This is a genomic window from Chromobacterium sp. CCUG 76385, from assembly GCF_059916625.1.
Window position 1 is genome coordinate 1 of the sequence record NZ_JAUCGU010000018.1, and the last position, 12232, is coordinate 12232.

A 12232-nucleotide genomic window follows, 5' to 3' on the forward strand; every position below is an offset into this window, starting at 1 on the left:
GCAGATACAACCTGTGCATTGTTTGCAGGAAGCGGTGGGGAGAGGCTACCAACTTACAATTGGGACATAGCCTTTGAATACGTACTGGCGGGCGGTTGGTGGGGAGGCTATGTTGCCAGGCACCGACCGTCCAGAGGATAGATTTGTTCGAGCGTCTTATTATCTTGGAAAAATTCCTAACCCCAAAAATATTAATGAAGGATTGGCTAGCGTTTTCTCAGTTATTCGCAATGTGTCAGTGCCATACATGACATCCTCCCAGCCGGATAGGCCTAATGTTGCGCCGACCCTATGGAGGACAGTAATTGATCAAAAACATCTTGTGTATTACTTCGAATCATCAGCTGCCCCCAATGTTTTCTGGGTTGATTTGAATAAGGTCAAGTTAAAGACTGGTAGTCCTGTTTTGCGACTGAAAATAGACAAAGGTGAAGATGCCACAATGGTTGGTGAGGTTTCTTCGCGTTTCGAACCTGCCAAGCCATATGAGTTCATGCTGGGAAAGGACTAAATAGTCTTAGCTGATGAGCAGAGCGAAGTGTGCCGCGCTTCGCTACAGGTTTGCTCTTTGGAGGTCAGGGAGGGGGTCTGCAAGCAAACTTTCTAAACAGTGGGCTGCGTTGTGGCAAAAGGTTGAATGAACTCCCGCAAACCATTGTATAATCGCGCGATTTTGTCTTCCTGACCTGTTGAACATGAACAAAGCACCTCGTATAGGAATGGTATCTCTCGGCTGTCCCAAGGCCGCGAGCGATTCCGAACAGATCCTGACTCGCCTTCGCGCCGAAGGCTACGACATCGCCGCTTCCTACGACGGGGCGGACCTGGTGGTGGTGAATACCTGTGGTTTTATCGACTCCGCCGTGGCGGAATCGCTGGACGCCATCGGCGAGGCGCTGAATGAAAATGGCAAAGTGATCGTCACCGGCTGTCTGGGGGCCAAGGGCGATGTGGTGCGCGAAACGCACCCTTCGGTCTTGGCCGTCACTGGCCCGCATGCCACCGAGGAAGTGATGAGCGCGGTGCATACCCACCTGCCCAAGCCGCACGACCCCTTCGTCGATCTGGTGCCGGACATCGGCGTGCGCCTGACGCCCAAGCACTACGCCTACCTGAAGATTTCCGAGGGCTGCAACCACCGCTGCACCTTCTGCATCATCCCGTCCATGCGCGGCGATCTGGAAAGCCGTCCGATTCACGACGTGCTGCGCGAGGCCGAGAGCCTGGCCAAGGCCGGCGTCAAGGAAATCCTGGTGATTTCGCAGGACACCTCCGCCTATGGCGTGGACACCAAGTACAAACTGGGCTTCCACAACGGCCGCCCGGTGAAGACCCGCATGACCGAGCTGTGCGAAGAGCTGGGCCGCCACGGCATCTGGGTGCGCCTGCATTATGTCTACCCGTACCCGCACGTGGACGAGGTGATTCCGCTGATGCGCGACGGCAAAATCCTGCCGTATCTGGACATCCCGTTCCAGCACGCCAGCCAGAAAATCCTCAAGCTGATGAAGCGCCCGGCCAACAGCGACAACGTGCTGGCTCGCATCAAAAAATGGCGCGAGATCTGCCCCGAACTGGTGATCCGCTCCACCTTCATCGTCGGCTTCCCCGGCGAGACCGAGGAAGACTTCGAAGAATTGCTGGCGTTCATCCGCGAGGCCGAGCTGGACCGCGTCGGTTGTTTCACCTATTCGCCGGTGGAAGGCGCCACCGCCAACGCGCTGCCGAACCCGGTGCCGGAAGAAGTGAAGGAAGCGCGCAAGGAGCGCTTCATGGCAGTGCAGGCCGAGATCAGCGCGCGCCGTCTGGAGCGCCGCGTCGGCCAGACCCTGCAGGTGCTGGTGGACGAGATCGACGACGAAGGCACGGCCGTGTGCCGCAGCTATGCCGACGCGCCGGAGATCGACGGGCTGGTGTTTGTCGAGGACGCCGCCGGCATGCAGGCGGGTGAGTTCTACCAGGTGGAAATCGTCGACTGCAGCGAACACGATTTGTGGGGCGTGCGCCGCTAAGCCGGCGTGGAGATAGCGGAAAGGGCGCCGCGGCCATCGCGGCGCCTTTTTCTTGTTTGGCATTATTTTGCGCCAAGCAGCCTTGTTGCAGCAGGGTTGACGCTATAATGGCCGTCACCGAATATGACGCATCCATTCCCATGCCCCTGCCGCATCCCGACCAAACCATAGCCGAGATCGCTTCCTGCGACCTGCTCAGCTGCCCGCAGTCTTTGTCCATACGGGAGGCGGCCAGTCGCATGATGGCGGCCGGCTGCAGCTCCATCGTGGTGCGCCACGAGGATAGCGGCGAGGTGCTGGGCATCTGGACCGAGGCCGATGCGCTGGATGCCTCGCTGGGGCGGGTCGATCCGCTGCTGCCGGTGGGACAGGCGGTCAGCGGCGGGGTGGCGCTGTTGCCGCACGATATGCCGCTGTTGGCCGTGGTGCGAGAATTCCGCGCGCGCCAGCTGCGCCACGCCTTGGTCATGAAAAACGGCGCGCCGCTGGGCATGGTCACCCTCACCGATATCGTGCGCAACCAGGGGCTGGAGTCGTTCCTGATCGTCAAACGGGTGCGCGATCTGCCCGGCCAGCCGGCGCGCATTCTGCCCGCGGCGGCGTCTGCGCAGGAGGCGATGCGGACCATGCGCGAACACGCGCTATCCGCGCTGGCGGTGGCGCTGGACGACGGCGCTTACGGCATCGTCACCCAGCGCGACGTGCTGCGCTGGCTGGCCGCCGACGCGATGCCGGCCTCGCTGGGCGAGGGCTGCCGCAAGCCTTTGATCGGCGTGGCGGACACAGCCAGCCTGCTGCAGGCCAGGCAACTGGTGCAGCAGCACCACATCCGCCATCTGGCGGTATTCGGCGAGGACGGCCAGCTGCTGAGGCTGCTTGGCTTCGACGACATCGTGCAGGGCATCGAGCACGAATACCTGCATGAGCTGAACGAGGCGCTGCGCCAGCGCGACCACGCCTTGCAGCAGTCGCGGCACAGCCTGTTGCTGGCCGACAAGGTATTCGAATCGACCATGGAAGGCATCGTCATCACCGACCGCAACGGCGTGATCCAGTCGGTGAATCCAGCCTTCAGCCGCATCACCGGCTACAGCCGCGAGGAAGCGATGGGACAGACGCCGGCCATGCTGAAGTCCGGCCGGCAGCCGCCGGAGTTTTATCACCATATGTGGCAGACCTTGCTGCGCGACGGCTGCTGGCAGGGCGAGGTGGTGAACCGGCGCAAGGGCGGCTTGCTGTACACCGAACACCTGAGCATCACCGCCATCCGCGATGGCCAGGGCGAATGCCTGCATTATGTGGCGGTGTTTTCCGACATCACCCAGCGCAAGCAGGCGGAGGAGCGGCTGCACTTCCTGGCCAACCACGACGCCCTGACCAGCCTGCCCAACCGCACCTTGTTTCTGGAGCGCCTGCAGCTGGCGGTGGACGGCGCCGATGCCGGCGGCTATGGGGTGGCGCTGCTGTTCATCGACCTGGACCGTTTCAAGCTGGTCAACGATACGCTGGGCCACTATGCCGGCGACCAGTTGCTGATCCACATCGCGCGCCAATTGCAGTCGCTGCTGCTGCCGGGCGAGACGGCGGCGCGGCTGTCGGGCGACGAATTCACCGTACTGCTGGAGGGCGCGGCCGGCGAAGCGCAGGTGGCGGCCCGCGCCCAGGCCATCCTGGACGCCATCACCGCGCTGTCCGGCGCCGATGGCCAGCAGATGTTCATCTCCGCCAGCATAGGCATCAGCATGTTCCCGGACGACGGCCGCGACGCCGACACCTTGCTGGTGCACGCGGACACGGCGATGTACCGCGCCAAGCAGCGCGGCAAGAACGGTTTTCAGTTCTATACCGCCGATATGAACGCGCGGGCGCTGGAGCGGCTGAAGCTGGAGTACAGCCTGCATCGAGCCTTGGCGCAGCAGGAACTGGAGCTGTGGTATCAGCCTAAAGTCGCGCTCGACAGCGGCCGCATTGTCGGCGCCGAGGCGCTGCTGCGCTGGCGCCATCCGGAACTTGGTCTGGTGCCGCCGGACCGCTTCATTCCGATCGCGGAGGACAGCGCGCTGATCGTGCAGATCGGCAACTGGGTGCTGGACACCGCCTGCGCCGATATCCGCCGCTGGCGCGATGCCGGCCATTTGCCGGGGCGGGTGGCGGTCAATGTCTCCGGCCGCCAGCTCAAGCACGGCGATTTCACCCTGCAACTGGAGGACAGGCTGCGCCGGTACGGCCTGGACAGCGCCGACCTGGAGCTGGAAATCACCGAGAGCGTGGCGATGGATGAGGCCGGCGGCATGGTGGACATGCTGCGCCGGCTGCAGCAATTGGGCGTGTATCTGTCCATCGACGACTTCGGCACCGGCTATTCCTCGCTGTCTTACCTGAAGCGCCTGCCGGTGCGCGGGCTGAAGATAGACCGCTCTTTCATCGCGGACTCGGGGCGCGACAATGACGACGCCGCCATCACCCGCGCCATCGTCTCCATCGCCCGCAGCCTGGGGCTGGACGTGGTGGCGGAGGGGGTGGAGGACGAGGAGCAGCGCCGCCTCTTGCGGGAGCTCGGGTGCAACTGCGCCCAGGGCTTTTTGTTCAGCAAGCCGCTGGCGCGCAGCCAGTTCGAGGTGTTGCTGGCGATCCAGGCCAGTCAGCCGGCGCTGGCCCACTGAGCCGGCCCGCGCCGGAAGCGGCGCGCAAAAAAAGACCGGCTTCGCGAAGCCGGTCTTTTGTCAGCGGGTAGCTTAGCCGCCGATCCGGTCCTTGCCCATGTAAGGGCGCAGCACGGTCGGGATGGTCACGCTGCCGTCGGCGTTCTGGTAGTTTTCCAGGATCGCCACCAGGGTGCGGCCCACGGCCAGGCCGGAGCCGTTCAGCGTGTGCACCAGCTGGTTCTTGCCGTTTTCGTCCTTGTAGCGCGCCTTCATGCGGCGGGCCTGGAAGGCTTCGCAGTTGGAGCAGGAGCTGATCTCGCGGTAGGTGTTCTGCGCCGGCAGCCACACTTCCAGGTCATAGGTTTTGGAGGAGCCGAAACCCATGTCGCCGGTGCACAGCGTGATCACGCGGTACGGCAGCTCCAGCGCCTTCAGGATGTTCTCGGCGTGGCCCACCATCTCTTCCAGCGCGGCGTAGGAGTCTTCCGGCTTTTCGATGCGCACCATCTCCACCTTGTCGAACTGGTGCTGGCGGATCATGCCGCGGGTGTCGCGGCCGTAGCTGCCGGCTTCGGAGCGGAAGCACGGCGAGTGCGCGGTGAACTTCTTCGGCAGCTCGTCGGCCTGCAGAATGGTGTCGGCCACGGTATTGGTCAGCGTGATTTCCGAGGTGGAAATCAGGTATTGCGGGCTGGCGGTTTCGTCGCCGCCGCGCATCACCTTGAACATGTCCTCGGCGAACTTCGGCAGCTGGCCGGTGCCGAACAGCGCCGTGTCGTTGACGATGTACGGGGTGTAGTGCTCGACGTAGCCGTGGTTGCCGGTGTGGGTGTTCAGCATGAACTGGGCGATGGCGCGGTGCAGGCGGGCGATGTCGCCCTTCAGCACGGTGAAGCGCGCGCCGGACAGCTTGGCGCCGGTTTCTGCGTCCAGGCCCAGCGGGATGCCGACGTCGACGTGATCTTTGACTGCAAAGTCGAACTGGCGCGGCACGCCGACGCGGCGCACTTCCACGTTGTCGGCCTCGTCCTTGCCCACCGGCACCGATTCGTGCGGCAGGTTGGGGATGGACATCAGCCAGGCGTCCAGCTTGCTCTGCACGCCTTCGAATGCCAGTTCGGCTGCCTTCAGCTCGTCACCCAGCGTCGCTACTTCGGCCATGATGGCGGAGACATCCTCACCCTTGCTCTTGGCGATGCCGATCTGCTTGGAGGAAGCGTTGCGCTTGGCTTGCAGTTCCTGCATGCGGGATTGCAGAGACTTGCGCTCGGATTCCAGCTGATTGAATGCGGCGGTGTCCAGGGTGTAGCCGCGGCCGGCCAGACGGGCGGCGACGGCTTCGATGTCGTTGCGAAGTAAGTTGATGTCGAGCATGATTATTCCTGTTTTTCACTATCGGGATTTTGCTGGGCGTCTGCATCCAGCTGACGCAAAAAAGCCAGTTTGTCCTGAATCTTGCTTTCCAGTCCGCGCGGTACAGGGCGATACCATTCGATGTCTTCCAGCCCTTCCGGGAGATAAGTTTCCCCGGCGGCGTAGGCGTGGGGCTCATCGTGCGCGTAGCGGTAGGCGTGACCGTAGCCCAGTTCCTTCATCAGGCGGGTCGGCGCGTTTCTCAAGTGTACCGGCACCGGACGGGATTTGTCCTGTTTCACGAAGGCGCGGGCCTCATTATACGCCTTGTACCCGGCATTGCTCTTGGCGGCGACGGCCAAATAAATCACCGCTTGTCCCAGCGCAAGCTCGCCTTCCGGGCTGCCCAGGCGTTCATATGTAGCCGCTGCGTCGTTGGCGATCTGCATGGCGCGCGGATCGGCCAGGCCGATGTCTTCCCAGGCCATGCGCACGATGCGCCGCGCCAGGTAGCGCGCGTCGGCCCCGCCGTCCAGCATGCGGCTGAGCCAGTACAGCGCCGCGTCCGGATTGGAGCCGCGCACCGATTTGTGCAGCGCGGAAATCTGGTCGTAGAAGGCGTCGCCGCCTTTGTCGAAGCGCCGCGCGTTCAGCGTCAGCACTTCTTCCAGAAAGTCCGGATCAATGTCCGTCTTGCCGCGCGCCTGCGCCGCGGTGCGGGTCTGCTCCAGCAGATTCAGAAAACGCCGGGCGTCGCCGTCGGCGTAGCCGGTCAGCGTAGCAACCGCTGCCTCGCTGAAATTCAGCCCGTCCAGCGCGCCTTCGGACTGGGCGCGCAGGAACAGCAGCTGCAATTCGTCCTCGCTCAGGCTGTTCAGCACGTACACCTGGGCGCGCGACAAGAGGGCGGAATTGACCTCGAACGAAGGGTTTTCCGTGGTGGCGCCGATGAAGGTGATCAGGCCGGACTCCACAAACGGCAGGAAGGCGTCCTGCTGGCTCTTGTTGAAGCGGTGCACCTCATCGACGAACAAAATGGTGCGCCGGCCGGAGCGCTGCAGCGCCACATGGGCTTTTTCCACCGCCTCGCGGATATCCTTGACGCCGGCGAACACCGCCGAGATCGGGATGAACTCGGCGTCGAAGCTGGCGGCGAGGATGCGCGCCAGCGTGGTTTTGCCGACGCCGGGCGGGCCCCACAATATCATCGAGTGCGGCTTGCCGGCTTCCACCGCCAGGCTCAGCGGTTTGCCGGGGCCGATCAGGTGCTGCTGGCCGATCACCTGATCCAGCGCGGCCGGGCGCAGGGCCTCGGCCAGCGGTTTTTGCGGTTCGACGGAAAAGAGATCGGACATGGAGTGGTTTTGGCGGGACGGGAAGGGTAAACAGTATACCAGCCAGATGCTGGGATGAAAAAAGCGCCCGGCAGGGCGCTTTTTTGGGCACAACGGTCAGGAAGAGCTTAGGCGCGCTTCTTGAATTCGTTGGTGCGGGTGTCGATTTCGATCTTTTCGCCGGTGTTGACGAAGGCCGGAACCTGAACTTCGAAGGTGGTGCCAACCAGGCGGGCCGGCTTCAATACCTTGCCCGAGGTGTCGCCGCGCACGGCCGGCTCGGTGTATTCCACTTCGCGGATCACGGTGGTCGGCAGCTCCACGGAGATGGCCTTGCCGTCGTAGAAGGTCACCTGGCAAACGTCTTCCATGCCGTCAACGATGTAGTTGATGGTGTCGCCCAGGTTGTCGGCTTCCACTTCGTACTGGTTGAACTCGGAATCCATGAACACGTACATCGGGTCGGCGAAGTAGGAGTAGGTGCAGTCCTTGCGGTCCAGCACGACGACGTCGAACTTGTCGTCCGCGCGGTAAACGGTTTCGCTGCCGGCGCCGGTCAGCAAGTTCTTCATCTTCATCTTCACTACGGAAGCGTTGCGGCCGGACTTGCTGAATTCAGCCTTCTGAACAACCATCGGGTCGTTGCCGACCATGAATACGTTACCAGCGCGCAGTTCTTGTGCGGTTTTCATTGCGTATGAGTCCCAAACTCTTGAATTAACGCCGGAAACCCGGAACGGCTTTCCGACAAAAACGACGCATTCTATCCGATTTCGGCGATAAAGTGCAGCAGTCTCGCCGCCAGATCGCCACCTTGCAGCAGTTGTTGTTGCCAGTTTGTCGCATGTCGCCGCCACGCCGGCAGCCATCTTGCGGCATTGCGCCAGGCGGTGGCGATATCGCCGTCGCGGTTCCACGCCAGGTGCAGCTCGCGGATCGCCGCGGCGGCCTCGTCCGGCAAGCCGGCGCAGTATTGGTCGAGAAAGGCCTGCAGCTTGGCGATGTGGGCCTCGTCGTCCTGCGGATAGATATGCCACAGCATGGGGCGCGCCGCCCATTGCGAGCGCACCAGGCTGTCTTCGCCGCGCACGCAGTTGAAATCGCAGCTCCACAGCAGGCGGTCGTAGTCGTCCTGATCGCTCAGGGGCAGCACGTCGATAGTCAGGCGGCCGAGCTGGGCATGCTCCCCCACTTGCAGCGGATGATCGAACAGGCTGGACACCATTGGCAGCGCCTTGCCTTCCGGCACCAGGCAGCGCACCGGCTGCGGGCCGTCGGCCCAGGCCTGCAGCAGTCGGGCGGTGGCCGGGTTGTCGTAGGCGAACAGGCTGACTTTCCACTCGTTTTCCGACAGGGCCGGTACGTTTCTGCGCCGCCAGTAATCGCGCTGCGCCTCGGGATCGGCCTGCCACGCTTCGCGCGCGGCGATCAGCCCGTCCTCGCAGATCAGCCCGCCGCTGGCCGCGTCAAAGCCGGGGAAGAAGAAATGCTTGGTCAGCGGCAAGCGCGGATGCGGCGACGGCAGCTTGTGGCAGCCGCGCGTCCAGTCTTCCGCCGACAGGTATTCCAAATTGACCCACACCGGCTTGGCCGGCCGGGCCGCCATCGCTTCTTCAAAACGGTCCGGCAGGCGACAGCCAAATGCCTCCACCACCACGTCCCCCGGGATGATGTCGGCCGGGAAGTCTGCTTGCGGCCAGCGGCGGATCTGGATGCCGGCCAGCGTCTGCTGCGGCAAAGCCGGGTCCAGCTCGGGCGCGATGCGGGCGAAACTGGCCAGGTCATCCACCCACAGGCGCACCTCGCGGCCGCAGTCATGCGCCAGTCGGCGCGCCAAGCGCCAGGTGACGCCGATGTCGCCGTAGTTGTCGATGACGGTGCAGAAAATATCCCAGTGTCGGTGTGTCATGTTTCTTTAACAAATTGCAAACGGCGCGAGCTTACCACGGCCAGCCATGCAATATCACCATTGGCGAATTTTCGCGCGCAAGCATGGTCGTAAGCACATGCTGTAAATACATTGTTAAGGAATAAGCATGCGTTTGAAGTATGGATGGGGCTTGTTGGCCATGCTGCCGCTGTCTGCCTGGGCGGGCATCGTGTTGCAGAATGAAGCGTGGCGGGTGGAACTGGAACCGGCCACCTTGGCCATCAAGGTGGAGCCTGCAGGCGGGGTCAAGCGGACCTTGTCCGAGGGCGTGGCGCCGCATGCGGTATCCGCGCTGGAGCAGGAAGCGCATGACGCGCTGTGGCAATGGGACGATGGACGCTACCATTGGCTGGCCCGTCTGGAAGGACGCGATCTGCGGTTGACGCTCAACGCCGCGGCCCCGGGCCGCGTGGAGCTGCTGCGGCAACCGGCGTCCGCGATGGGGCGTGGCCTGATCCTGCCGCTGGCGGAAGGCAGCTATATACCGGAAGGCAGCACGCAGTGGCAGGATTTTCTGCCCGGCTTTGCCGGCGATGGCCTGGACACCTCGGAAAACCTCAGCCTGCCGCTCTGGGGCATGGACTACGGCCGCAGCAGCCTGCACTGGCTGCTGCTGAACCCGTTCAACAATCACTTGGCGTTTGCCGCGCAAGGCCAGGGCCTGGCCCTGACGCTGAGCCACGACTTCAACGCGCTGAACCAGAACCAGCCGTTCACGCTGCTGCTGCGCCTGGGAGACGACAATCCGCTCTCCGGCGCGCAGCGCTACCGCCAATGGCTGGTGTCGGAAGGCCGCTACCAGACGCTGGAAGACAAGATCCGCCGCCAGCCGGAAACGGCTAAGCTGGTGGGCGCCAGCCACATCTATCTATGGGGCAATAACCTGCTGGATGGGTCCGATGTGCGCGACTGGCCCGCCTTTGTCCGTTTGCTGCGCGGGCCGGCGCCGCTGGCCGCGCGGCTGCGCGCGCATTTCGATGGCGAAGCCAAAGCCGCCTTGCAAGGCGCGGGCAAGCGGCCCAACCGTTATCAGCAAAAGGTATTGATCGACGCCGTCAACCAGGCGCTCACCGCGGAGGCCCGCGCCGGCTGGCTGGGGCCGCAGCCGGCCTGGGCCGACCTGGCCGCCCCCTACCGCAAGCTGCGCGTGGAGGTAGAGCATGCGTTTGGCCCAGCCTTGCTGGCGGACGCCTCGCGCTGGGGCGGCGGCTTGTCGCGCAAGACGGTGGACGCGCTGCAATCGGCCGGACTGAAACGGCTATGGCTGGGCGTGGACAACTGGGAAGGCGGCCTGTGGCAGCCGCTGGCGGTGAAAGCCGGCGTGGCGGCCGGCTATCTGATGGGCAGCTATGACTCCTATGAAACCGCCTTGCCGCCGGGCCAGCATGAGGACTGGCTGACCGCCCAGCAGGGCGAGGAGGTTTATCGCAAATGCGGCGTCATGCTGGAGAACGGCAAAATGAAGGCCGGCTTCCAGCAGTCCGGCTATTACACCAACCCGGCCTGCGTGCGCGACACGCTTGAGCAGCGCACGCGCGCGCTCATGTCCGCCGTCGGTTTCAACAGCTGGTTCCTCGATGCCTACGCCACCGGCATGGCGTTTGACGACTTCACCCCGGGCCGCCACACCGCCAAGTCGGCCATGGCCCAAGGCTATGAACAATCCATGCAATGGGTGGCGGACGCCTACCAGCTGCCGGTGGGGTCGGAAATGGGCAACGCCACCACCAGCCGCGGCATCGCCTTCGCCCACGGTATGCAAGTGCCGGTGCTGGGCTGGGGCGATCCGGATCTGCAGAAGAACCAGAAGTCGCCGTATTATCTGGGGCGCTGGTTCCCGGCGGACCAACCGGAGACCTTCTTCAAAAAGGTGCCGCTCAAACAGCCCTACCGCGATCTTTACTATGCTCCGGAGTACCGGCTGCCGCTGTATCAGGCCGTGTTCCACGGCTCCATCGTCACTACCAACCACTGGCTTTACGACAACCTGAAGTTCGGCAACGCCTATGCCGATAACCTGCTGGCGCAATGGCTGTACAACGTGCCGCCGCTGTTCCACCTGTCCGCCGCCAGCGTCAAAGTCCGGCTGCCGCAGCTGCAATGCGCCGACCGCGCCTTCCGTCCGCTGCACCAGCAACTGGCCACCCAGGCGCTGACCGGCTTCGCCTGGCTCAACGCGGAACGCACGCTGCAGCAGACCCGTTTTGCCGACGGCAGCCGCCTCACCGCCAATTTCGGATCGACGCCGGCATCGAATGGAGGACAAACCCTGCCGCCGCAAAGCCTGTTGGCTGAACTCGCCGGCCAAGCGCCGCGCCTGTTGCGGGTGGCGGATTGCGCGGGAAATTAGCGCGGCGCGATCAGTCCGATGACGTTTTCGCGTGGTAAAGTGGCCTAGATAACTGAGGCAGACGATGTGGTCGCGATGATTCAGGCGCTGTATTTTTAGGCGGAAAAATCGGTAGGATTTTGCTTGATGTTTTTTTCTTTAAAAATCAGCTGCTTGAAATTGGTGTGTTCCCCGCGCGAGCGGGGATGAACCGCTCCATCGCAAGGGCATTCGCGTGTATGGCTTGTGTTCCCCGCGCGAGCGGGGATGAACCGCCGGATTAGTGTTATCAAACGAGAAATTACCAGTGTTCCCCGCGCGAGCGGGGATGAACCGTGATGCCCGTGCGCTGGATGGCGACAACATCAGTGTTCCCCGCGCGAGCGGGGATGAACCGCCTGGCAGACCGACGACAGCCTGGACGGCAAAGTGTTCCCCGCGCGAGCGGGGATGAACCGTCGCGCTGCACGGTGGACTTGCCCGAACCCGCGTGTTCCCCGCGCGAGCGGGGATGAACCGCCCGTGGCACTTATTGAGCGGATGTTGAAGCAGTGTTCCCCGCGCGAGCGGGGATGAACCGCCGGCGATCAGATTCGCATTGGTCGGCGAAGAGTGTTCCCCGCGCGAGC

The 12232-nt window shown here is 63.3% G+C and carries 8 protein-coding genes and 1 CRISPR repeat array; of the genes, 4 read left to right on the forward strand and 4 right to left on the reverse strand.

Annotation, left to right across the window (positions count from 1 at the left end; translation table 11 throughout):
• Positions 1-73 precede the first annotated feature (73 nt).
• The 3 genes from QUG01_RS12525 to QUG01_RS12535 all read left to right on the forward strand — a co-directional run bounded on the left by QUG01_RS12525 (position 74) and on the right by QUG01_RS12535 (position 4675).
• A complete protein-coding gene (locus QUG01_RS12525; protein WP_500830436.1) occupies positions 74-511 on the forward strand; it encodes a linear amide C-N hydrolase in 438 nt (145 codons plus the stop codon).
• A 208-nt stretch (positions 512-719) separates the two neighbouring features.
• A complete protein-coding gene (gene rimO, locus QUG01_RS12530; RefSeq protein ID WP_500830437.1) occupies positions 720-2012 on the forward strand; it encodes a 30S ribosomal protein S12 methylthiotransferase RimO in 1293 nt (430 codons plus the stop codon).
• A gap of 140 nt (positions 2013-2152) precedes the next feature.
• Positions 2153-4675 carry an EAL domain-containing protein gene (locus QUG01_RS12535; RefSeq protein WP_500830438.1) on the forward strand — a complete coding sequence of 841 codons (2523 nt, stop codon included), beginning with the start codon at positions 2153-2155 and terminating at the stop codon, positions 4673-4675.
• Positions 4676-4747: 72 nt separating this feature from the next.
• On the opposite strand, the gene serS is transcribed toward QUG01_RS12535, so the two are convergent.
• From serS to earP, 4 genes are all read right to left on the reverse strand, one after another.
• Positions 4748-6031: a serine--tRNA ligase gene (gene serS / locus QUG01_RS12540; protein WP_043623321.1), complete on the reverse strand. Its 1284-nt coding sequence runs from the start codon at positions 6029-6031 to the stop codon at positions 4748-4750.
• 2 nt (positions 6032-6033) lie between these two features.
• Positions 6034-7365: a replication-associated recombination protein A gene (locus QUG01_RS12545; RefSeq protein WP_500830439.1), complete on the reverse strand. Its 1332-nt coding sequence runs from the start codon at positions 7363-7365 to the stop codon at positions 6034-6036.
• Positions 7366-7472: 107 nt separating this feature from the next.
• On the reverse strand, positions 7473-8036 hold the full coding sequence (gene efp, locus QUG01_RS12550) for an elongation factor P (RefSeq protein ID WP_043623327.1): 564 nt from the start codon (positions 8034-8036) through the stop codon (positions 7473-7475).
• Between the two features lie 71 nt (positions 8037-8107).
• Positions 8108-9253 carry an elongation factor P maturation arginine rhamnosyltransferase EarP gene (earP, locus tag QUG01_RS12555; RefSeq protein WP_500830440.1) on the reverse strand — a complete coding sequence of 382 codons (1146 nt, stop codon included), beginning with the start codon at positions 9251-9253 and terminating at the stop codon, positions 8108-8110.
• A 127-nt stretch (positions 9254-9380) separates the two neighbouring features.
• On the opposite strand from earP, the gene QUG01_RS12560 reads away from it, so the two are divergent.
• Complete coding sequence (locus tag QUG01_RS12560; RefSeq protein ID WP_500830441.1) at positions 9381-11624, forward strand: glycoside hydrolase; 2244 nt, start codon at positions 9381-9383, stop codon at positions 11622-11624.
• Positions 11625-11788: 164 nt separating this feature from the next.
• A CRISPR array of direct repeats spans positions 11789-12183; the repeat unit is 29 nt; unit sequence GTGTTCCCCGCGCGAGCGGGGATGAACCG.
• Positions 12184-12232 lie beyond the last annotated feature (49 nt).

Bases quoted from the DNA above. Each gene is read 5' to 3' on its own strand.
- earP (WP_500830440.1), bottom strand. From the start codon at position 9,253: ATGACACACCGACACTGGGATATTTTCTGCACCGTCATCGACAACTAC.
- rimO (WP_500830437.1), top strand. From the start codon at position 720: ATGGTATCTCTCGGCTGTCCCAAGGCCGCGAGCGATTCCGAACAGATC.
- QUG01_RS12535 (WP_500830438.1), top strand. From the start codon at position 2,153: ATGCCCCTGCCGCATCCCGACCAAACCATAGCCGAGATCGCTTCCTGC.
- QUG01_RS12560 (WP_500830441.1), top strand. From the start codon at position 9,381: ATGCGTTTGAAGTATGGATGGGGCTTGTTGGCCATGCTGCCGCTGTCT.
- serS (WP_043623321.1), bottom strand. From the start codon at position 6,031: ATGCTCGACATCAACTTACTTCGCAACGACATCGAAGCCGTCGCCGCC.
- QUG01_RS12545 (WP_500830439.1), bottom strand. From the start codon at position 7,365: ATGTCCGATCTCTTTTCCGTCGAACCGCAAAAACCGCTGGCCGAGGCC.
- efp (WP_043623327.1), bottom strand. From the start codon at position 8,036: ATGAAAACCGCACAAGAACTGCGCGCTGGTAACGTATTCATGGTCGGC.